General features: G+C 64.5%; 22 protein-coding genes. 15 read left to right on the top strand and 7 right to left on the bottom strand.

Features of this window, described 5'->3' with window-relative positions; genetic code table 11:
* The first annotated feature begins 13 nt into the window (after positions 1 to 13).
* The 5 genes from QQL28_RS14610 (at position 14) to QQL28_RS14590 (ending at position 3,514) form a co-directional block, all read left to right on the top strand.
* Positions 14 to 430 carry a hypothetical protein gene (locus QQL28_RS14610; protein ID WP_284266316.1) on the top strand — a complete coding sequence of 139 codons (417 nt, stop codon included), beginning with the start codon at positions 14 to 16 and terminating at the stop codon, positions 428 to 430.
* Complete coding sequence (locus QQL28_RS14605) at positions 430 to 1,104, top strand: OmpA family protein (protein WP_284266314.1); 675 nt, start codon at positions 430 to 432, stop codon at positions 1,102 to 1,104. Before QQL28_RS14610 ends, QQL28_RS14605 begins: the two co-directional genes overlap by 1 nt.
* A 170-nt stretch (positions 1,105 to 1,274) precedes the next feature.
* A complete protein-coding gene (locus QQL28_RS14600; protein ID WP_284266311.1) occupies positions 1,275 to 1,793 on the top strand; it encodes an Mpo1 family 2-hydroxy fatty acid dioxygenase in 519 nt (172 codons plus the stop codon).
* A 32-nt stretch (positions 1,794 to 1,825) separates the two neighbouring features.
* Entirely contained in the window at positions 1,826 to 2,857 is a 1,032-nt protein-coding gene (locus QQL28_RS14595) for an NAD-dependent epimerase/dehydratase family protein (RefSeq protein ID WP_284266309.1), read from the top strand.
* Positions 2,858 to 2,887: 30 nt separating this feature from the next.
* Positions 2,888 to 3,514, top strand: coding sequence for a methyltransferase family protein (locus QQL28_RS14590; protein ID WP_284266307.1), 627 nt, complete (start codon positions 2,888 to 2,890; stop codon positions 3,512 to 3,514).
* Positions 3,515 to 3,537: 23 nt separating this feature from the next.
* Here QQL28_RS14590 and QQL28_RS14585 read toward each other — a convergent pair whose 3' ends face one another.
* A complete protein-coding gene (locus QQL28_RS14585) occupies positions 3,538 to 4,500 on the bottom strand; it encodes a LysM domain-containing protein (protein WP_284266305.1) in 963 nt (320 codons plus the stop codon).
* A gap of 132 nt (positions 4,501 to 4,632) precedes the next feature.
* Complete coding sequence (locus QQL28_RS14580) at positions 4,633 to 5,112, bottom strand: DUF3016 domain-containing protein (protein WP_284266303.1); 480 nt, start codon at positions 5,110 to 5,112, stop codon at positions 4,633 to 4,635.
* 181 nt (positions 5,113 to 5,293) lie between these two features.
* Here QQL28_RS14580 and QQL28_RS14575 point away from each other — a divergent pair, with 181 nt between their 5' ends.
* Positions 5,294 to 6,421, top strand: coding sequence for a threonine synthase (locus tag QQL28_RS14575; protein WP_284266300.1), 1,128 nt, complete (start codon positions 5,294 to 5,296; stop codon positions 6,419 to 6,421).
* Positions 6,422 to 6,459: 38 nt separating this feature from the next.
* On the opposite strand, the gene QQL28_RS14570 is transcribed toward QQL28_RS14575, so the two are convergent.
* Complete coding sequence (locus tag QQL28_RS14570; RefSeq protein WP_284266297.1) at positions 6,460 to 7,179, bottom strand: hypothetical protein; 720 nt, start codon at positions 7,177 to 7,179, stop codon at positions 6,460 to 6,462.
* Positions 7,180 to 7,456: 277 nt separating this feature from the next.
* Between QQL28_RS14570 and QQL28_RS14565 the strand changes: the two genes are divergently transcribed.
* The 3 genes from QQL28_RS14565 (at position 7,457) to QQL28_RS14555 (ending at position 10,118) form a co-directional block, all read left to right on the top strand.
* Positions 7,457 to 8,380: an ABC transporter ATP-binding protein gene (locus tag QQL28_RS14565; RefSeq protein ID WP_284266295.1), complete on the top strand. Its 924-nt coding sequence runs from the start codon at positions 7,457 to 7,459 to the stop codon at positions 8,378 to 8,380.
* Positions 8,377 to 9,138 carry an ABC transporter permease gene (locus tag QQL28_RS14560; RefSeq protein WP_254103712.1) on the top strand — a complete coding sequence of 254 codons (762 nt, stop codon included), beginning with the start codon at positions 8,377 to 8,379 and terminating at the stop codon, positions 9,136 to 9,138. The genes QQL28_RS14565 and QQL28_RS14560 overlap by 4 nt, the downstream gene beginning before the upstream one ends.
* A 200-nt stretch (positions 9,139 to 9,338) precedes the next feature.
* On the top strand, positions 9,339 to 10,118 hold the full coding sequence (locus QQL28_RS14555) for a L,D-transpeptidase (RefSeq protein WP_284266288.1): 780 nt from the start codon (positions 9,339 to 9,341) through the stop codon (positions 10,116 to 10,118).
* A 19-nt stretch (positions 10,119 to 10,137) separates the two neighbouring features.
* Here QQL28_RS14555 and QQL28_RS14550 read toward each other — a convergent pair whose 3' ends face one another.
* Both QQL28_RS14550 and QQL28_RS14545 read right to left on the bottom strand, forming a co-directional pair.
* Positions 10,138 to 11,403 (bottom strand): hypothetical protein, encoded by a 1,266-nt coding sequence (locus QQL28_RS14550; protein WP_284266286.1) that lies wholly within the window; start codon positions 11,401 to 11,403, stop codon positions 10,138 to 10,140.
* Positions 11,404 to 11,433: 30 nt separating this feature from the next.
* Positions 11,434 to 12,345, bottom strand: a complete 912-nt coding sequence (locus QQL28_RS14545; RefSeq protein ID WP_284266284.1) for an AraC family transcriptional regulator — start codon at positions 12,343 to 12,345, stop codon at positions 11,434 to 11,436.
* A gap of 107 nt (positions 12,346 to 12,452) precedes the next feature.
* Between QQL28_RS14545 and QQL28_RS14540 the strand changes: the two genes are divergently transcribed.
* The 4 genes from QQL28_RS14540 to QQL28_RS14525 all read left to right on the top strand — a co-directional run bounded on the left by QQL28_RS14540 (position 12,453) and on the right by QQL28_RS14525 (position 15,679).
* Positions 12,453 to 13,190 carry an SDR family oxidoreductase gene (locus tag QQL28_RS14540; protein ID WP_284266282.1) on the top strand — a complete coding sequence of 246 codons (738 nt, stop codon included), beginning with the start codon at positions 12,453 to 12,455 and terminating at the stop codon, positions 13,188 to 13,190.
* 170 nt (positions 13,191 to 13,360) lie between these two features.
* Positions 13,361 to 13,558 (top strand): hypothetical protein, encoded by a 198-nt coding sequence (locus tag QQL28_RS14535; protein ID WP_284266280.1) that lies wholly within the window; start codon positions 13,361 to 13,363, stop codon positions 13,556 to 13,558.
* A 141-nt stretch (positions 13,559 to 13,699) separates the two neighbouring features.
* Entirely contained in the window at positions 13,700 to 14,557 is an 858-nt protein-coding gene (locus QQL28_RS14530) for an alpha/beta hydrolase (protein WP_284266278.1), read from the top strand.
* A 186-nt stretch (positions 14,558 to 14,743) separates the two neighbouring features.
* Positions 14,744 to 15,679, top strand: a complete 936-nt coding sequence (locus tag QQL28_RS14525) for a glycerophosphodiester phosphodiesterase (protein ID WP_284266276.1) — start codon at positions 14,744 to 14,746, stop codon at positions 15,677 to 15,679.
* Positions 15,680 to 15,796: 117 nt separating this feature from the next.
* On the opposite strand, the gene QQL28_RS14520 is transcribed toward QQL28_RS14525, so the two are convergent.
* Positions 15,797 to 18,076, bottom strand: coding sequence for a spermidine synthase (locus QQL28_RS14520; protein WP_284266273.1), 2,280 nt, complete (start codon positions 18,074 to 18,076; stop codon positions 15,797 to 15,799).
* 143 nt (positions 18,077 to 18,219) lie between these two features.
* Between QQL28_RS14520 and QQL28_RS14515 the strand changes: the two genes are divergently transcribed.
* Positions 18,220 to 19,851: a phytoene desaturase family protein gene (locus QQL28_RS14515; protein ID WP_284266271.1), complete on the top strand. Its 1,632-nt coding sequence runs from the start codon at positions 18,220 to 18,222 to the stop codon at positions 19,849 to 19,851.
* Positions 19,852 to 20,122: 271 nt separating this feature from the next.
* Here QQL28_RS14515 and QQL28_RS14510 read toward each other — a convergent pair whose 3' ends face one another.
* Entirely contained in the window at positions 20,123 to 20,278 is a 156-nt protein-coding gene (locus tag QQL28_RS14510; RefSeq protein WP_431309607.1) for a Flp family type IVb pilin, read from the bottom strand.
* A 171-nt stretch (positions 20,279 to 20,449) separates the two neighbouring features.
* On the opposite strand from QQL28_RS14510, the gene QQL28_RS14505 reads away from it, so the two are divergent.
* Positions 20,450 to 21,337, top strand: a complete 888-nt coding sequence (locus QQL28_RS14505; RefSeq protein WP_284266268.1) for a 50S ribosomal protein L11 methyltransferase — start codon at positions 20,450 to 20,452, stop codon at positions 21,335 to 21,337.
* Positions 21,338 to 21,428 lie beyond the last annotated feature (91 nt).

Here is a 21,428-nt window from a genome sequence, read left to right as displayed (position 1 = left end):
ATCAGATGCGGCCATGGCCCGGGGCTTCATCACACTCGCCGTACTTGCATTTGGCATGCCGTCGCTGGCAGCGGCTGATACCATGAGCTTTGGCGATGCGATCGGCATGCTGGCCAAGAGCTGCGGCGCGGAGATCGTGGCCAATTGCCGTGGCGTGAACCCGGATTCGACGCGGCTGAAGGAATGCTTGTCGCGAAATCGGGACGTGCTGTCGCCGCAGTGCCAGACCGATTATCTCGCGGCCTTCGACGCCATCCAGAAGCGGGTCGCCGCGCGCGTGACAGTGGCGAACGCCTGCCAGCGCGAGATCGTCAAGGTGTGCAACGGCTCGACCAAGGAGACCAGCAAGTCGATTCCCTGCCTGATCTCGACGCCAAAGGGCATCAGCAACAACTGCCTGAAGGCGGTGGACGACGCGGGGTATCGCTGATGCGCGCGGCCAGGCTCACCCTGCAATCGACCGGCCTCGCGCTCGCCCTGGTGCTCGCGGCAGGCTCGGTAGGCGCGCAGACGACGCCGCCGACCCGCGACGACATCGTCGCCAAGCTCAACCATTTCGAAACCGGCCCCGACCTCGACCTCGCGGCGCTGAAGCCACAGGTGATGGAGCGGGCCAAGACGCGGATCAAGAACGATCCGGGTCCGGTGAATCGCCCGCTGATCGCGCCTGACCTTGCGAGCCTGCCGGCTTTCAACACGCCGATCCAGTTCGACGCCGACACGCCGATCATCCAGCCTTCGTCCTACCAGACGGTCGGCCGCATCGCGGATGCGCTGGTTCACGCCTCGCTGCTGCCCTACACCTTCCTGATCGTCGGCCATGTCGAATCCAATTCGAAGACGCGGGAAGCCAATGCGATCCTGAGCCAGCGCCGCGCGGATGCGATCCGCGACGTGCTGGTCAACACGTTCAAGATCTCCGCCAAGCGCATCCAGTCGATCGGACTTGGCGAGGAGCAATTCCTCGATCGCGCGCGTCCGACCTCGGCAGCAAACGGGCAGACGCAGGTCCTGACGCTTGCAAAACTCCCCGAGGAACAGGCCGGCCAGCCTGCGGCGCCCAAACCTGCGGCGCCGGCCAAGAAGCCGGCCAAAAAACACTAATTTGATCTCATCCGGGCCGTATCCGGAACCCCTTGAACCCCTGACTGTTTTTCGCGCGTACGGCGTCTCGAATGCCTGCTCTGCGCGACAATTGCGCCGGTTTGTGCAGGGGGCAAGCAGATGCTATAGGCTTGTCGCTTCCTCCGACCTGCATGCTCAGTGAGACCAAGATGGGTGGCTTTTTTCAACGCCAACTTGCCGTTTATGTCGAGTACCATCGTGATCCCCGGAACACGGCGATGCATGTGATCGGTATTCTCCTGCTGTTCACGGGCGCCGTGATGCCGCTGACGCTGGTGCAGGTCCCGCTGTTCGGATTCGAATTCAGCCTCGCGGTGATCCTCGCGTTGCCGGTCCTCATCTATTGGCTGCTGCTCGACGTGGCGCTGGGGACAGGTATTCTTGCCGTGTCCATCGTGCTGTTCTCAATCGCGACGACCATTGCGGCGCAAGTCAGCACCCTCACGATGTGGGCGATCTTCGCCGCGCTGGTCGCGCTCGGCTTCGCCGCGCAGGCGATCGGCCACAAGGTTTTCGAGGGCCGCGAGGCCTCGTTGTTCACCTTTCCGTCTCATCTTTTGCTTGGACCGATGTTTGTAATGGCAAAATTATTCATCGCGTTGGGATTTCGTCGTGACCTTGCCGCGATTCTCGCGCCTGTTCCGACCAATTCCCTATCAACCCGATAAGATTCCAGAGCGGAACAGCAGCAAACGTCTTCATGACTCTCGTACTGGTTACCGGTGGCAGCGGCTTCATCGGACATCACCTTGTAGAAGCGCTCCGCGCCAGGGGGCAGCGGGTGCGCGTTCTCGATGTGCGACCGCCGGCCGCACCGTGTGCTGACGTCGACTACGTCGCGGGCTCGGTGCTCGACGGCGACGCGGTCGATCGCGCGCTCGCGGGCGTCGATCAGGTCTATCACCTCGCCGGCCTGCCCGGCATGTGGGTCGCCAACAAGCAGGATTTCCACGAGGTCAACTGCCGCGGCACCGAAATCGTGCTGACGGCAGCGCAACTGCGCGGCGTGTCGCGCTTCCTGCACTGCTCGACGGAATCGATCCTGTTCCCCTACTCGCAGCTCGCCGGCATTCCTGCCGAGGAGGCACTGCAGCCGGCCGACGCGATGCCGGGCGCCTATACGCGGTCGAAATCGCTCGCCGAACATTGCGCGGCAAAGGCCGCGGCGGCGGGCTTCCCGCTCGTCATCGGCACGCCGACCATGCCGATCGGGCCGGTCGATCAGAATCTCACGCCGCCGACCGCGATGCTGTGGTACTTCCTGCAAAAGAAGGTGCAGCCGCACATCAACTTCCTCGTCAACCTGGTCGATGTGCGCGATGTCGCCATGGGCCTCCTGCTCGCGATGGAGCGCGGGCGCATCGGGCAGCGTTACATTCTCGGCGGCGACTGCGTCCGGCTCGGACAGATCCTGCGCATGATGTCGGTGATCAGCGGCCGCAAGCAGTACCCCATCGCGGTGCCCGGCAGGCTCGCCGAGCTATCGGCGATCATGCTCGAATACATCTCCGACCACCTCACGCACCGGCCGCCCAACGGCACTGGCGAAGGCGTGCGCATTGCGCTTGCCGCCAGCGACCTCTCGATCGACAAGGCGCGCACCGAGCTCGGCTATGCGCCCCGCCCGGTCGAGCCGGTGCTGCGCGAAACCATCACCCATCTGCTCGCACGTGGCGGCCTGCAAACGCAGGCCGGCATCGAGCGCCACGCGCTCAGCTCGCGCGCGAGCTGAGCCCAAGCCCAAAAGCAAGAACCTTTCCGCATGTCCTTTGATTTCAGCAAGCTTCTCTCTTTCGCCTGGGGTGGCTGGACCACGACCTGGCCGACCAAACTGCTGGCATTGATCTGGCTCGCCTGGCTCGCAAGCTGGGTAGGAGCCTCGTTCTGGCAGGGCCGCACCAAGAAGCAGGTGATGACGCTGGACTCGCAACGCTATCGCCTGCCGATCCTGATCGGCGGCATCCTGTTCACGCCGTGGACCGCGGAAGTGCTGAGCGAGAAGCCGCTATGGGTATTCGGCGAAACCGGCGTCTACATCGCAGCGCTGGTCGTGCTCGCCGGAATCTCCTTCACCTGGTGGGGACGTCTGCATCTCGGCAAGTTCTGGTCGAACACCATCACCCACAAGGAAGACCACCGCGTCATCGACACCGGCCCGTACGGCATCGTGCGTCATCCGATCTACACCGGCCTGATCGCCGGCATGCTCGCGACCGGCATCGCGGTCGGCACGGTGACGGCGATCCTCGGCGCCATCCTGATCTCGCTCGGCATGTGGCAGAAGGGCCGGATGGAAGAAGTCTTCCTGTCGAAGGAACTCGGTGAAGATGCCTACGGCGCCTATTGCCGCCGCGTCCCGATGATCATTCCGTTCCTGTCGCCGCGGTGATTTCTACGCACCGCCGACGAGGATCAGCGCACTGACTTAGCTACCGACTTGGGCGGGGTGACGGCGGCCTGCGCCGGCACAGCCTGCAGCAGATGGCGCGGGATGATGACGTCCTGAGCGGCGGCAAGCGGCGTGCCTTCAGACAACCCGTTGGCCTGCGCGAGCGACCACACCGGCACATGATATTGCGTGGCGATCCGTTCGAGCGTGTCGCCGGCACGCATGGGCAGCTTCACGCCCGAGTCCCACAGCTCCACCAACGTGTCGCCCGGAACGAGATAGCGCAGCGGCACGGGCTCTCCTTGCGCCTGCGCCGGCACGCGCGGCAATTGCGCGACCATGTCGACGATCTGGCGGTGGATGTCTTCGGACTTCTCGATGTTGATGTGCGTGACGCGTTTGTTCTGCTTCAGATCGAAGCTCGCATAATGGCCGCGATAGCCGGGCTCGGCGACCACGTCGCCGCCGCCGAGCACGCTGTCGGACAGATAGATGTTGATGAAGCGCTCGACATTGAGCGGCACGTTTCCGGTCGCATGCGCGGGATCGATGGTGATCACGAGGCTGACCGGAAGCTTCTCCTCGGCAAACATTTCGGCGAAGATGATCGAGCACAGCCCGCCCATGGAATGCCCGATCAGCACGACCGGCGCAGGCTGTTCACGGTAGGCGGTGATCGCACGCTGGGCGACCAGCCGGCAGATCGTGAATTCGTAGACGTCGGCCTTGAAGCCGGCTTCCGTCAGCCGCTCCCCAAGGCGGTCCATGCCGGTCGAGAAGATCGGCCCCAGCGCGCCGCGGAACAGATAGACACGCGGCGACGGCATTGACTCTGCCTCAGCGGGCAGCGGGGGCGGTTGCGGCAGTGATGGTGCCACGATCGCGGCCGACTTCTTCGGTTTTGCCGGCGACGCGACCGCCACGGCGGTCGAGACGGCAAGCAACACGCCAGCCGCCAGCACGACCACTCGCCTCAAAACAACCATTCGTCCTGCAACCCCACCGCGGAAAGGCAGACGCCTTCCCTATTCCGGCCTTACTGACCACCGATTTGGCGGAATTTGGGGCACAAAGCCTCCCCAATTGCGCGTCAACGCCAATGCGCCGGCCCCGCTCACTTATCGCGAACCGGCGATGCGCCTGAACCAGTCATCCAGAAGCGCCTTCTCGTAGCCGTAGCGGCCACTCAGGCGGCCGGAGGAGTTCATCAGATAGTTCATGTCGCTCAGATCGTCCTCACCGCTCGTCGTGCGCCTGCCTCCGCCGCTCAGCGTGTAGCGCAGCTTGATGCGCGGCGGCGTGACGTCGCGCATCACCCTCACCTCCGTGCCACGCCCCCGAGGCTCGTCCTGGCCGGCAAGATCGATATCGAGGACATCGATGCTCAGATTCTGCCCCGGCGCGAGCAGCCGCCTGCCCAGGGTTTCGAGATAGGCGCGAAACTCCGCCAGCGTGACCTCGCGCGATGCACCACCGAAGCTATCCGCGTCAGTGTACCGCTCGGGATTGATGAAGCGGACCTTGACGCCGGCAAGGCCGGGCGACGGACCGAGCAACGCAGACATCAGCACGACTGTGGCAACCAATCTCCGGATCATGCGAGCCTCGCTTTCCGAATGCATTCAGTCGCAGCTTCCCGCGAACTTGGGAACGCCGGAATTGACATCGATATTCCGTTTCGGCACTTAGAATCGTTCAATCGGGCCGCCGCTTCCTCGCGCCTCTCGCCTGATCATCTGGCGGCGTAATCGGCCCTGAAGCTCGCATCCGAGATCGCCCATGAAGACGCCATGCTACATCGAACCGCTCAGCGGCACGCTCTACCCGCTGGACCAGCCGCGCTGGTGCTCCGACGACCGCAAGCCGCTGATGGTGACGACGCTGCGCGGCATCTCGCGCGACGAGATCGATCGCAGCGAGCGCTCGCTGTGGCGCTATCGCGCGGCGCTGCCGGTCGATATCGCCAGTCCGATCTCCATGGGCGAAGGCTGCACGCCCCTGGTCCAGAAGGAATGGGGCGAGTTGAGGCCCTACTTCAAGCTCGAATGGTTCAACCCGACGGCCAGCTTCAAGGATCGCGGCACCACCGTGATGCTGTCTTTCATCCGCCAGCTCGGCGTCAACGCAGTCCTCGAGGACAGTTCGGGCAATGGCGGCGCATCGGTCGCCGCCTATGGCGCGGCCGGCGGAATGAAGATCAAGATCCTGGCGCCCGCGTCGACATCTCCGATGAAGATCGCACAGGTGCGCGCTTACGGAGCTGATATCCAGCTGGTGGAAGGGCCGCGCGAGGAGTCGGAGGCGGAGGCCATCCGCCAGTCCAGCGAGACCTTCTATTCGAGCCACAATTGGCAGCCCTTCTTCCTCGAAGGCACCAAATCTCTCGCCTACGAGATGTGGGAGGATTTCGGCTATTCGGCTCCCGACAACGTTGTCGTTCCCGTGGGTGCGGGCAGTAACCTGCTCGGCTGCTATCTCGGCTTCAAGGAGCTGCTCGCGGCGGGGCAGATCGCGCGGATGCCAAAACTGTTTGCCTCGCAGCCGCTCAACTGCTCGCCACTCGATGCGAGCTTCACGGCGGGTGTCGATACGCCGGTGGCGCGCGAGGTCCGCAAGACCATCGCCGAGGGTACCGCGATCAAGAGCCCGCTGCGCCTGCGTCAGATGGTGGCGGTACTGAAGGAAACCGGCGGCGGCACGGTGGCCGTCCCCGAAGAGGGCATCGTCGCGGGGCTGAAGAAGCTCGCGATCACGGGCCTGTTTCCCGAGCCGACATCGGCAAGCGCGGCCGCCGCGCTCGACGAGCTTGCCCGGCGCGGCGCCATTCGCCCGAACGAGCGCACCGTCGTCGTCATCACGGGAACGGGGATCAAGGCGGCGTCGCTGATCACCGAGCTTCTCGGCTAGCGTCTCGGCAGCGGAGCGAGACGCCGCGCGGGGCTCGCCTAGTTCCGCCCTGGAGCCGTCGCCGCGGCCGAACGGGCGACCGGCTTCGGCGCACCCGGCTGTGCCGTCGGGGCCGCGGGCGCACGCGAGCGCATCACCACGGCATCGATCTCGGCGATCACGCGGCGCTGGATCAATTCGTTCTTGTCGATCGTGATATGGCCGGCACCCGAACCGCGCACGTCGACATTGTCGAGCTTGCCGCGGAAACCGTCGGCGGCCCTCACCGGCTCGCCGGGACCATCGCCGATATAGAGGTTGATGTAACGCTCGGCGCCGGTCGAGAGCTTCGTCTTGAACACGGAGTCAAGCCCGATCGCGAGCTTCACGGGCACGCCGAGACGGTTGAGCTTGGCGATCATGTCGGGCAGCGCGGTGGCGCCCGAGGAATGACCGACCAGAACGATGGTCTTCAGCCGACCCGCCTTGTAGGCGGCGGCGGCCTCATCGGCGAGCGAGGACCAGGAGACGAAGTTCGCAACCGTCACCGGGATACCCTGAGCCTCGAGCCGCGAGCCGATGGTGTCGAGCCCGAGCGAGAAGATGTTGAGCACGCCGCGCAGCAGATAGACATGCGTGGTCGCGGCTGCCTGGCTCGGCTGCGCCTTGGCGCTCGTCGGACTCATGGCAACAGCTGACAGCAGGAGCAGGCACGTCGCCCAAACACGGATGGCGGACAACTGGCTGGCGCCGGCTGCGTAACGGCCGTTCGGTCTCATCGGTCTATTCCCTGGGAGCAATACGCTTCGCAATTGGCGGGAATCGTAGCCACGGCCTGCTCGCGCACGCAACAAAGAGGCGCGTGAACGGCAATCTTTGGCTGCCGCGCGTGTCTCTCCAGCAACAGTCGCCCGGAACCCGCCATCCAGGGGCCTGTTTTGAGACCATTTTTCTCCAGGGAATTGCGACAGGGAGATCGCGTTCCTATTTCAGGGCTCCGCTGACCTGCCCTTCAGGGGCTGGTTCCAGCCTCCCCTCCCCAGCCCTCCGGCCATCATGTCCTCCATCATATCCGTCGCCAACCTGTCGAAGACCTATGGGTCCGGCTTCAAGGCGCTGAAAAACGTCAATCTCGACATCAAGCGCGGCGAGATTTTTGCGCTGCTCGGCCCCAACGGCGCCGGCAAGACCACGCTGATCTCGATCATCTGCGGCATCGCCAATCCGAGCGAAGGCAAGGTCATGGTCGGCGGCGAGGACATCGTCAGCTCCTGGCGCAAGGCGCGCTCGCTGATCGGCCTGGTGCCGCAAGAGCTGCACACCGACGCATTCGAGAGCGTCTGGGCAACGGTGAGCTTTTCCCGCGGCCTGTTCGGCAAGCCGAAGAACCCGGCCCATATCGAGAAGGTGCTGAGGGATCTCTCGCTCTGGGACAAGAAGGACAACAAGATCATCACGCTCTCGGGCGGCATGAAGCGCCGCGTGATGATCGCCAAGGCGCTGTCGCACGAGCCGCAGATCCTGTTCCTGGACGAGCCCACCGCCGGCGTCGACGTCGAGCTGCGCAAGGGCATGTGGGAGGTGGTGCGCACCCTTCAGCAGTCGGGCGTCACCATCATCCTCACCACCCACTACATCGAGGAAGCCGAGGAGATGGCCGACCGCATCGGCGTCATCAACAAGGGCGAGATCGTGCTGGTCGAGGACAAGGCCACCTTGATGCAGAAGCTCGGCAAGAAGCGGCTGACGCTGCATCTGCAGAACAAGCTCAGCTCGCTGCCGGAAAGCCTCGCCCATTACAAGCTCGAGCTCTGCGACAGCGGTGCGACGCTGGTCTACGACTACGACACCAAGGGCGAGCGCACGGGCATCACCAGCCTGCTCGGCGACCTCCGCAACGCCGGCATCCGCTTCTCCGACCTCGACACGACGCAATCGTCGCTCGAGGACATCTTCGTCGATCTCGTGAGGACGTCATGAATTTGCACGCCGTTCGTGCCATCTACCTGTTCGAAATGGCGCGCACCTGGCGCACGCTGCTGCAAAGCATCGTCTCGCCGGTGGTCTCGACCTCGCTCTACTTCGTGGTGTTCGGCGCCGCGATCGGGTCGCGCATCGACCATGTCGAGGGCGTGAGCTACGGCACGTTCATCGTGCCGGGGCTCGTGATGCTGTCGGTCTTGACCCAGAGCATCGCCAACGCCTCCTTCGGCATCTACTTCCCGAAATTCGTCGGCACGATCTACGAGATCCTCTCAGCGCCGATCTCCTATTTCGAGATCGTGCTCGGCTATGTCGGAGCGGCCGCGACCAAGTCGATCATCCTCGGCCTGATTATTCTCGCCACCGCCGGACTGTTCGTTCCCCTGCACATTCATCATCCGATCTGGATGCTGACGTTCCTGGTGCTGACCGCGGTGACCTTCAGCCTGTTCGGCTTCATCATCGGCATCTGGGCCGACGGGTTCGAGAAGCTCCAGATGATTCCGATGCTGGTGGTGACGCCGCTCACCTTCCTCGGCGGCAGCTTCTACTCCGTCAACATGCTGCCGTCGGGCTGGCGCACGGTCGCCCTGCTCAATCCGGTGGTCTATCTGATCTCCGGCTTCCGCTGGAGCTTTTACGAGATCGCCGATGTCAGCGTCGCCTTGAGCATCGGCATGACCGCGGCCTTCCTGGTGATCTGTCTGGTCATGATCGGCTGGATCTTCCGCACCGGCTATCGGCTGAAGAATTGACGTGAAGAGGTGACCGGCTCGCGAAAATGTCAGCGCCAGCGGCGCGGATTCGTCACGCAAGAGCCTTGCTTGCGCCCGGCGCCACGTTAACGATCGCCGGAGCAGGCCACTGGAACCGAAACCTGATTGCGGGCATAGTACGTGCCAGGGGGACGGAGAGCCGCGGCGCTTGCGCGAACAGGCCGGAGGCCAGGAGTAAAATGCGTACCTTACTTGTTGCAATCACCTCATTATTGCTTTTCAGCGCGAGCACCGCGCAAGCCAAGGTCGACATCACCATCGACAAGGACAATCAGCGGATGACCGTCGCGGTCGACGGCGTCGCGCGCTATCACTGGCCGGTCTCCACCGGCATCCCCTCCCGCGAGACGCCGAATGGCAGCTTCCGCGCCTTCCGCATGGAAGAGGATCACTACTCCAAGGAATTCGACGACGCGCCGATGCCGCACTCGATCTTCTTCACCAAGATCGGGCATGCGATCCATGGCACCGACTCGGTCGGCCGGCTCGGCACGCCGGCGTCCCACGGCTGTGTGCGGCTGTCGCGCGAGAACGCCTCGACGCTCTACGCGCTGGTGCAGGAACAGGGCGTGCTCAACACCACGGTGATGCTGACCGGCTCGGCGCAGGTGGCCCTGATGCGCAATCCGCGCGGCCGCGGCCCCAACGCGGTGGCGCGCGCGGCGCAGCCGAACGGCGACCAGTACGGCGCGGCCGGCGAGCCCGTCGACTTGACGCCGCAGGCGCAACTCGGTCGCCGCGTCATGCCGCAGGACGACGGCTATATCTATCCGGCCGACGGCAGCGATACCGGCGCACGCTATCCGGCGCCGCGCGGCTCGCGCCAGGTCTATGGTGCGCAGGTCTATCAGCCGCAGCAACAGTATCAGACGTACGATCCGAGCTACGGCCAGCAGGGCTACTATTATCAGCAGCCCCGCCAGTACTATCAGCCGCGCACCTATTACTATCAGAACTGACGGCTGAAACGGCGGGCCGCTATCTGAACGCGCCCTCACCCTGCACGATCATCTTGTGCACGGCGTCCACAAAGGCGCGCGCGACCGGCTCGAGGATCTCGGGGCCGGTCGCGGCGAGATCGTCCTGCGGCGTGTGGAAGGTGCGATGGCGACCGGCCATGCCGAGGAAGTTTCGATAGCCCGCCGCGTGCACGTCGCGCAACTCCCCGATCGCTTCCTTCTCCGCGACCAGCCGCTTCACCGCAATGGATGCGAAGGCTTCGTCGGTGAGCGGTACGGCCGATTTGCTCAGCACCAAAGCGCGCTCCTCTTCAACCCGGTCGGTTCGCATCCCGTCGGCAAAGCCATAGCAGGCATTCGACGAGCCGAAATGCACCCAGGCGAGCGTATCCTGCGGCGGCGGCGCACCCTGCTTCAGGAACAGCTCCATGCCGCCATGGCCGATCTCATGACCGACGGTGGCGACGAAGACGAAACTGGCCGGCCACTTCTCAGCTGCGGCGGTGCGCGCGAGCGCGAGGAAATTGGCAATGCCGGGCCCGCGTTCGCACACGCAACTGTACCAGCCGGTCATTGGCGTGGAGACGACGATCGTCGGCCCGCTGCCGGCGCCGAGCTTGGCGACGACGTTCCGGCCGGCGACATCGTGATCATAGTGGCCGGCGACATCGAACGTAACGGACGCCCCTGACGCCAGCGCGCGTTCGAACGCGTGCTTCTTGTTGCCGGCCACCACCATGACAGGCACCGGCCAGGGCTGGCTCTCCTGCACGACGTTGTAGGCGAAGCGCTCGTCGGCGGGATTGCCTATCATCAAGAGGATCGCCGCAGGCCCTTTTGCCGCGGCCTGCGCGATCGCCGCCCGATGCGCGGGCCCGAGATAGGCACTCCGGTCGAATGGCAGCTCGATCCAGAGGATCTTGCCCGTGACATCGCCCTCGCGCGCGAGCGGGGCGGAGAGATGGAAACTGGCCTTGTCCTCCGGCGGCCACCAGAACGGCGTCGCCTCGACCGTCGCTCCGCCGGCCTCGGCAGTGGCGTGCTCGACGACATATTGCCGGCCCAGCACGACCGGCTGAAAGCTCACCTCGAAACCGGCAGCCTTCAACTCGCCAGCGATCCAATCTGTGGTAGCGCGATCGCCGGACGAGCCGAAACGGTGCAGGCCGAAGGAGGCGTAGCGCGCCACGTCCGCATAGAGGCTGGCACCGCCGAGGACATCCTCGGCGCAAGCAGATTGTCCGAGCATGAGAGCCGCCATGATCGCGATGAAAAAACGCAGCATCTGATCGTTCCCGGTTCTATCCCCCCGCCGTCACTGTCGCCGTTCTGCGGCCGCCGTCAACCCGTACCGCTTTGGTGCCTCGCCATGGGCGCGCTTGAACGCGTTGCTGAAAGCGCTTTCCGAGGCATAACCGACCTTGGCCGCAATGGCCGCGATCGTCTCGCCTCGGCGCAGGGCATCGCGCGCGACCTGCATGCGCCACCGAAACAGATAATCGAGCGGAGAAGAGCCGACCTTCTCCCGGAAATCGAGCGCGAAAGCGGACCTCGACATGCCGACGGCGCGCGCAAGGTCGCTGACGGTCCAGCGCCGTGTGATTTCACCATGCATGAGATTGAGAGCAGCCCCGATCTGCGGATCGGCTGCAGCGCCGATCCAGCCGACGCCGCCGTGCCGCGCGACATAGCCGCGGAGCACCTGGACCAGGAGAACGTCGGCAATGCGTCGCGTCACCAGGGAAACGCCGATTTGCCCGGCTCGTATTTCGTGGTCGAGGATTTCGAGCAGGCCGCGCAAGACGGTCGCGGCCGGGTCCGCCTCCGGAATCAGCATGAAACGCGGGAGAGCATCGAGCAGGAGCCGAACATGGAGCGCCTCGAAGACGAAGCTACCGGCCAGCAGAACGGTGTCCGATCCGCCATAATGGCCGACGTCCGAATGCTCCCAGTCGAAGGACGCAAGCCCATTTAGAGGCGCAAGCTGCGGATCGCTTGCCAGCACGTATTCGGGCGCCTCGGCCAAGAGAAACGTGTCGCCAGCCACAAGACGGTACGGGCTCTCTCCGGACAGCGCGATCCAGCACTCCCCACGCAGAACGGCGGCAAACTTCAGGGCCGGCTTGGCGGGAAACCGGAACGCCCACTCGCCACCCGCCTCGAACCGCGTGCACCGCGCGCTCCGGACGTCAAGGACGGCGAAAATGTCGGACAGGGTGTCAGTCACAGTTTTGGACGATCGCGACGAAATCCGGGCGTCGTTCGCATAGATCATCCAGATCGGCGATGCAATGCTTTGACCGCTGAGTGTAGCGGCGACCGAAGGAGACCAGTGTGTCGGGAATAGATGGAAAGGTCATTGCGATCACGGGAGCGAGCAGCGGCATCGGTGCCGCGAGCGCACGCCTGCTCGCCGAGCGCGGTGCGAAACTCGTCCTGGGAGCGCGCAGAGAGGAGCGGCTGAAATGCCTCGCCGACGACATTGTCGGCCGCGGTGGAGAGGCCGTCTATTCTCCGACGGACGTCACGCGCCGCAGCGACCTCGCCACGCTGGTCGGGCTTGGATGCGAGAGATACGGCAAGATCGACGTCCTCGTCGGCAATGCCGGCATTGGCCCCATCTCTCCGCTGGACGATCTGCGTGTGGACGATTGGGACAGGATGATCGACGTCAACCTCAGGGGATTTCTCTACGGCATCGCCGCAGCGCTTCCCGTTTTCCGTCGGCAGGGCTTCGGTCACTTCGTGACGGTGATCTCGACTGCCGGCCTCAGGATCGCACCCAGTATGGCCGTCTATGCAGCCACGAAGAACGCCGTCCGCACGATTTCGGAAGGTCTGCGGCTCGAGGCGGGCGACAAGCTGCGCGTCACCGGCATTTCACCTGGCTTCGTAAAGACCGAGTTCGCGTCATCAATGACCGACCCCGAGGTCAAAGCGAAGATCGCCGCCACGATGGACGAAGTAGCGATCGGGCCCGATGCGATAGCCAGGGCCATTGCGTTCGCGATCGAGCAGCCACGGGATGTCGACGTCGGCGACATCGTCGTTCGTCCAACGGCGCAGGCGTGAACCGACGCTTGTCTTGCGCTCAACCTCCTTCGCCGACCAGCACGAACGGCGCCCAGATTGCGGGATCCACGGGGATCACCGAACCCGATGAATGGCTTCGAGGCGCGCGGGTCCTTCGCAAAGCTGCGCAGCGCGCGAAGGCTCGCCACTGAGGGCAGCACGGTAATCGCATGCGTGTCGAGCGCCACCTTCAGGTCCTGCTGCCGTCGCACCAGCACCGCGATGGCGTCATTGCCGACGCCGAACCGCGCCGCCATCTGCGACAGCGCCGCGCCATGGGCCTGGCGAACTCCCGAAGTGGCCCAATCCCCTCACATTTGCGCGAGAACTCCATTCCCGACGGCACGAAACGACCACGGGTCATCTGAGCGTAAAAACCCTGCAATAGTCTGAGCCGCTTTATTGAGCATGAATTTCCGGGTGGAAAGCTTTGCGCCGCGGCCGCCAGCGGGGCACGCACGGCGGCCCGCCGGCCCACATGATTTCGATGACATGATGCGGAGATTGTCATGAAACGCGGCATTGCCGTTTTCGTCTCAGTTGCGGCGTTGGTGGGCTTCACATATTTTGTCGCCGGCAAATGGGCGATCCATCACACGACCGTTGCCCTGTCCGACATCCTGCGCGGCGACCGCAATGTGACCGTGGAGGTCTCCATCCGCCGAGACCGCGAGATGGAAGCGATGGCCGAAATGATCGAGCTGCCGGTCGTGATCCTCAGCCACGGCAACACTGTCAAGCATACCGAGTATTCATTCCTCACCAACACGTTTGCGGCACGCGGCTACATGGTCGTCAGCATCCAACACGACCTTGACACCGACGATCCCATGGTCACCAAAGTCGGCGAGGAATATGTCGGGCGGCGTATTCAATACAATCGCGGCATCTTCAACATCCTGTTCGCGATCGAGCAGCTGAAGCAGCTCTATCCGAACGCCGACTACAAGCATCTGACCCTGGTCGGACATTCCAACGGCGGCGACATCTCGATGTATTTCGCCAAGCTGCATCCCGACATGGTCAAGAAAGTCGTCACGCTCGACAATCTGCGCGTGCCGTTCGTCACCGACGGCAAGGTCAAGATCCTGTCGTTCCGCTCGAAGGATCCGCAATTCAAGACCGATCCCGGCGTCGTTCCCGACGACGAGACCTGCGCCAGGGTCGGCATCCAGGTGGTCAAGACCGAATTCCAGCACAATGAGCTCAGCGACCGCGGCTCGGACCGGGTCAAGAGTTTCATCGAAGGCGCCGTCCATGACTTCCTGAACGACCTCGGCGAGGACGACAGCCCGCTCAACATGCCGCGCCTGTCGAAGCCGCATCCCACCATCGACCAGCTGGCAGCCGCCGTGCCCGGCAATTGAACGCGCCCGTCTTCCTCCACGCTCCAATGCTGCGGCCGGCTCCTGCCGGGTAGACGGCATCATCGATGCCGTCTATTGGTCGATCCGCGGCCGAGGCCGTGGTCCTCTTGCCTGTCCCGGTTCATGATGTCATTGCGTCTCGCGACACTTCTGGGTGCTCTCAGCCTTATCGTCACGGGAGAGGCCATGGCTCTCGATTCTGCCTTCGATCTCGAAGCGCATCGCGGCGGGCGCGCGCTGCTGCCGGAAAACACCCTGCCCGCCTTCGCCAACGCACTGTCCATGGGCGTCGATACGCTGGAGCTCGACGTCGGCGTCACCGCGGACGGCGAGGTGGTCGTGTCGCATGAGCGCGGCCTCAATCCGGATCTCGCGCGCGACGCCGCAGGCGGTTATGTCGCCGCGCCCGGCACGCCGTTCGTCAAACTGCGGCTCGACGAGGTCAGGACGTATGACGTCGGCCAGATCCGCCCCGACAGCCCCTACGCCAAGCAATTCCCCGAGCAGCGCGCGGTGGAGGGGACGCGGATTCCGACGCTGAAAGAAGTGTTCGCGCTGGTCGAAAAATCCGGCAACACCCGCGTGCGCTTCAACATCGAAACCAAGATCGATCCGAACCATCCGGACGAGTCACCGGATCCGCAAGCCTTTGTGGCGCGGCTCCTCGGCGTCATCGACGCCGCGGGGTTTTCAGACCGCGTCATGATCCAGTCCTTCGACTGGCGGACGCTGCTCCTGGTCCAAAAGCAGGCGCCGAAACTTCCGACCGTCTATCTGACGCTGCAGCGCGGCTCGGCGCCGACCAACGCACTCGACCGGGCCACCGACTGGACGGCGGGCTTCAATCCGGCCGATCACGGCGGCTCGCTGCCGCGCACGATCAAGGCGGCCGGCGGCGCGATCTGGTCCCCCTATTTCGGCGACGTGACTGCGGCGCTGGTCAAGGAAGCTCACGAGCTCGGCTTGCGAGTCGTGGTCTGGACCGTCAACAAGGCGGACGACATGGCGCGGATGATCGAGATCGGCGTCGACGGCATCATCTCCGATCGCCCCGATTTGTTGCGGCAGGTCGCCGGCGACAAGGGCATCGCACTGCCCGCGGGGACACCGGTCAGTCCGTAGCCTCTCCGCTCGCGCAAGGTCCCGTAGCCCGGATGAGCGAAGCGATATCCGGGGCCGGTGCGGCGTAAATGTGCAGGCGACCCGGATGTCGCTTCGCTCATCCGGGCTACGAACTTTCTACTCCCCATCCCGCAGACGCCGATACAGCGCGCCGATGATGTTGGAGTAATCGTCGGTCCAGACCCGCACCCTGTCGTCGGCCTCGGTCTCCTCCCATTGCTTGGAGGAGGCGAGCTTGCCGACATCGGCTTCCTCGCGCGCGGAGACGACGACGTCGGTCGAGAAGATGTAGTCGGCGTCGCGGCCGGAATCCTCGTTGTAGACCCAGCTCTTGAGATCGTTGGCATCGGCGATGCCGACCACGACCGGCTCGAGATCGAGATGGCGGTTGGAGATGTGCATCACGACCGCGCCGTGCGGGGCGAGCTTGTCCTTGTAGATCTTCATCGCCTCTTCAGTGGCGAGATGGATCGGGATCGCGTCGGACGAATAGGCATCGACGATGATGAGGTCATAGATGCCGTCGGGCTCCTTGGCGAAGGTCAGCCGCGCATCGCCGATGACCGGCTTCAGGCCCGGCGCGCAGCTCGAGATGTAGCGGAAATACTTCGGATCGCTCGCGGTATCGACCATGGTCTGGTCGATCTCGAAGAACTTCCAGCTTTCGCCCGGCTCGGCGGCGCAGGCAAGCGTGCCGGAGCCGACCCCGATGGCGGCGACCTTCAGCGGCGCGCCCTTGCGCTCGCGCAGAGCGGTGATGGCCTGACCGATGCCGCCGTCCTTGTGGTAGTAGGTGATCGGCTCGGGCCGCCCCGCGACCGGCGTGCCGTCATTGTTGAGGAAGCGCTCGGCGCCATGGATCGTGGTGCCGTGCATCAGCACGTGGAAATAGCCGCCGGGCGTCACCACGATCTTGTGCACGCCGAAGAAGCTGCGCACCGTCTCGACGCGGCCTTCATCGGCCGGATAGACGCGGGTCAGCGTCAGCGCGAGCGCGATCGTCGCAAAGATCTTCCAGCGGTTGGCATTGAGCGCGAGCGCCAGAAGCGCTGCGAGCAGGCCGACGGCGCCGGCGATCCAGACGCGGTGATCCTCGAACCAGGTCGTGACCTCGCCGGTCGAGTAGGACGGCGCCACCAGCGCGAGCGCCAGCGCGGCGAGCGCGAGCCAGTACCACTTCATGACGGGAGCAAGCCGCTCGCCTGCCGATGGCCGGCATAGCGCGGCGAGCGCGATCAGGATCGGATATTCCGCGATCCAGGAGAAGGTGAATGGCGCGACGAGGCCTGCGAACAGGCCGCCGACCATGCCGCCGAACGACAACGCGACGTAGAAGCCGGTGAGATATTTCGCGGCAGGCCGGGTGCGCGCCAGCTCGCCGTGGCAGGCCATGGCGATGACGAAGAAGCACAGCTGGTGGCCGCCGAGCGTCAGCAGCAGGTTCTGCTCGCCGCCAAAGGCGAGAAGGAAGATGACGCCCGCGATCGCAAGCGGCTGGAGCATCAGCATCCATTTGTGCGGCAGTAATGGACGCGACTGGAACACCAGCACCCAGGTCAACAGATACAGCGACAACGGCAGCACCCACAAAAGCGGCGCGGCGGCGACGTCGGTCGAGATATGCGCGGTCACCGCGATCAGGAGGCCCGACGGCACGGCGGCGAGGAAGATCCAGCGCGCGCGCGTCACGAGGCTCGGTGCCGGCGCATCGGTGTCTTCGGTTCGCGCATCGGCCACCGCCAGTGCCGGCGAACGCAGCAGCAGCACGCCGCAGGCCGCGATCAGCAGGATCAAGAGACCGTAACCGCCGGTCCAGAGCCAATTCTGGGTCCGCAGCGTGAACACCGGCTCCAGCAGCACCGGATAGGACAACAGCGCGAGGAAGCTGCCGATGTTGGAAGCGGAGTAGAGGAAATAGGGATCGGGACCATCAGGGTGGCCGGTGCGGACGAACCAGGCCTGCAACAGCGGATTGTTGGCGGCGAGCGCGAAGAACGGCAGCCCGATCGACACCGCGAACAGGCCGAGCAGCCAGAACGCATAGCCCGAGGTCGGCGGCTCGCCGAAGGAATGCGCGATTCCCAGCGGCAGCGTCAGCAACGCGACCACCAGCAGCACGAGATGGATGGCGACCGGAATCGCGCGGTTCCTGATCTGCATCAGGAAGTGCGCATAGGCATAGCCCGCGAGCAGCAGCGACTGGAAGAACACCATCGCCACCGACCACACCGCGGGCGAGCCGCCGAGCCGCGGCAGCACCATTTTCGTGAACAGCGGCTGCACCGAGAACAGCAGCAGCGCGCTGACGAAGATCGCGGCGGTGTAGACCGTCAGCACCAGCCGGTTGCGCGAGGCGGACGGCTGCTCGGTGACGGCGGGAGGCACGATCGAATCCATGAAAGCTCCGGCAAAACCCCGGCGGTCGCCGGGCGCGCGCAATGGAGCACAAGGCGCATGAACGGGCAATAAATGGTGGGACTGTCGCGCCAGGGAATGCCTGATATACAGGCGTCATTTCCGGCACCGCCTCTGCGGCGACAATGGACAATGTTGAAGCTTTCATGACCGAAACCGACGTCGTCATCATCGGCGCAGGCCACAACGGCCTCACCTGCGCGGCCTATCTCGCGATGGCGGGGCTGCGGGTGACGGTGGTCGAGCGGCGCAAGGTGGTGGGCGGAGCCGCGGTGACCGAGGAGTTCCACCCCGGTTTCAGGAATTCGGTCGCGGCCTATACGGTGAGCCTGCTCAATCCGCAGGTCATCAGCGATCTCAAGCTTGTCGAGCAAGGCCTGCGCATCGTCGAGCGGCGTGCGCAGAATTTTCTGCCCGCTCCCGATGGCAGCTATCTCCTCACGGGTGAGGGGCGAACGAAAGAGTCCGTGGCGCGGTTCAGCGCGCATGATGCCGAGGCCCTCGACGGCTTTTCGCGCGAGCTCGAGGCGATCGCCGACGTGCTGCGCCAGTTCGTGCTGCGTGCGCCGCCGAATCTGCTCGACGGCTTCGGTCAGGCTGCGATCCGCGAGAGCGTCAACGCGCTGCAAAGCGCCAACATCCTGCGCAAGCTCACGCTGGAGCAGAGCCGTAGCCTGCTCGACCTTTTCACGCGTTCAGCCGGCGAGATGCTGGACGAGCGGTTCGAGCACGATCTCGTCAGGGCGCTGTTCGGCTTCGATGCCATCGTCGGCAATTATGCGAGCCCTTATGCGGCAGGTTCGGCCTACGTAATGCTGCACCACGCCTTCGGCGAGGTGAACGGCAAGAAGGGCGTCTGGGGCCACGCCATCGGCGGCATGGGCGCGATCACGCAGGCGATGGCGCGCACCGCGCGCGACCGAGGCGTTGCGATTCAAACCAATGCCGGCGTGCGCGAGGTGATCGTCGAGCGCGATCGCGCTGTGGGCGTCGTGCTCGAGAGCGGCGAGAGCATCCGCGCAAAATACGTTGCGTCGAACGTCAATCCAAAGCTGCTCTACACGCGCCTCGTCGCTGCGGACGCCCTGCCCGCCGACTTCCTCGCCCGCATCCGGCACTGGAAGAACGGCTCCGGCACCTTCCGCATGAACGTCGCGCTCGACCGCCTGCCGTCCTTCGCGGCGCTCCCCGGCGAGGGCGATCATCTGACCTCCGGCATCATCATCGCACCGAGCCTGGCCTATATGGATCGCGCTTATCTCGATGCGCGCGCGCATGGCTGGAGCCGTGAGCCGGTGGTGGAGATGCTGATCCCTTCGACGCTCGACGACACGCTAGCGCCCGACGGCAAGCACGTCGCCAGCCTGTTCTGCCAGCACGCCGCGCCGGAGCTCCCCGAGGGCAGATCATGGGACAACCACCGCGAGGAGGTCGCCGACCTCATGATCGCGACGGTGGACAACTACGCACCTGGCTTTGCGGCGAGCGTGCTCGGCCGCCAGATCCTCTCCCCGCTCGATCTCGAGCGGCAATTCGGCCTGCTCGGCGGCGATATTTTTCACGGCGCACTGACGCTGAACCAATTGTTCTCGGCACGCCCGATGCTCGGACATGCCGACTATCGCGGACCGCTGAAGGGCCTCTATCACTGCGGCTCCGGCGCCCATCCCGGCGGCGGCGTCACCGGCGCCCCCGGCCACAATGCCGCCCGGGCGATCCTGAGGGATCACCGCTCGCTGTTCGCAGGCCGTGGATAAGCGTGTGGATAGCCTGTGCTCGGGCCTGCCCGGCGCGTGGGGAAAGGTCGCGCGAAAATCGCGGGGGAATCTTGGGGACCAAGCCGGGGATATCCTGGGGGCAAATTCGGGATATCGCTGTGGACGAGCCGGTGGACAAACCCTGGGTTAAAGCAGGGGAATCCTGCGAGCCACACGCCAAAACGACTTCGCCCGCAAGGGGCTTTCCCCCGCGGGCGTCGGTCGTTGTCTTCAATGAAATAGCCCCCGCCCGGAAAAAGGGAGGCGGAAATTACTTCAAGGAGCTGCTAATTGAACCGAACTTGTCATTCAGGCTGGTGCCCAGGTTGTTGACCACGGTAATGATCGCCAGGGCGATGCCGGCTGCGATCAGACCGTATTCGATCGCGGTGGCGCCGGACTCATCGGACCAAAACTTTTGAACCATGCGCTTCAAGATTATGCCTCCAATTTCCAGTTGCGTTGGCTGCACCCAACATCCGGTAATCTACGGAGCGGAACCTAAAGTTGAATAAACAAGGGAACCACAAGTTTTGAGAATGATGCGAGGCGAAAACTCATAAAATTGGACCGAACTGAGCGAGCAGATCTGAAGCAAATGCCCCCTTCCCCCACCCACCGCGCCAGCTTTGCGATCGGCGACGAGGCCGCCGCCAAACGCGTCGTCGATGTCCTGACCGAGATCTTTTTCGATGGCGACGCGGCGGTCGCCGCGTTCGAGCAGCCGGACGGGCGCTGGGACGTCACGCTGCACTTCGCGGATGCGCCGGATCAGGATTTCCTTAAGGGAATCATCACTGAAACGGCAGGCAGCCAGATCGCGGACACGCTGGTGTTCGACAGCGTCGAGGCCAAGGATTGGGTCAAGGCGAGCCTTGCGGATCTGGTGCCCGTGCCGGCAGGACGCTTCGTCGTGCATGGCAGTCATGATCGCGACCGCGTGCCGCCGAACAAGCTCGCCATCGAGATCGAGGCGGCACTCGCCTTCGGCACCGGCCATCACGGCACGACGCGTGGCTGCCTACTGTTGCTTAACCATGTTTTGAAAGGTTCCCGGCCGAAGCGCGTGCTCGACCTCGGCACCGGGACCGGCGTGCTGGCGATCGCGGCGGCCAAGGCGCTGCATCGCGCGGTGCTGGCGAGCGACATCGACCCGCCCTCGGTGTGCGTCGCCCGTGAGAATGCGGTGCTAAACGAGGCCGGCCACAACGTGCATGCGATCCGCGCCACCGGCTTTGCCGCGCCCGATTTTGGCAGATGGGCCCCGTTCGACCTGGTGCTGGCCAACATCCTCGCCAATCCGCTGCGGCAATTGGCGGGCCCCATGACACGGCATCTTGCGCCCGGCGCGCAGGTCATCCTCTCCGGGCTTCTGACGCCCCAGGCCCCCGCCGTGATCGCCGCCTACCGCGCGCGCGGCCTCGTGCCCGTTCGGCACTTGCGGATCGAGGGCTGGAGCAGCCTGTTGCTGCGGAAGATGGGTTGAACTGCTGTGGGTGGGTTAGCGAAGCGTAACCCACCCTACGCTGCCGACAATGCGGCGCTATTCCACCGGCTTGTCGTCGTGGCGAATCGGC

It is taken from the genome of Bradyrhizobium iriomotense (genome assembly GCF_030160715.1).
GTDB classification, from domain to species: domain Bacteria; phylum Pseudomonadota; class Alphaproteobacteria; order Rhizobiales; family Xanthobacteraceae; genus Bradyrhizobium; species Bradyrhizobium iriomotense.
The sequence above is the reverse complement of the archived record's forward strand: the minus strand, read 5'-3'. Positions and strand labels throughout refer to the sequence as shown.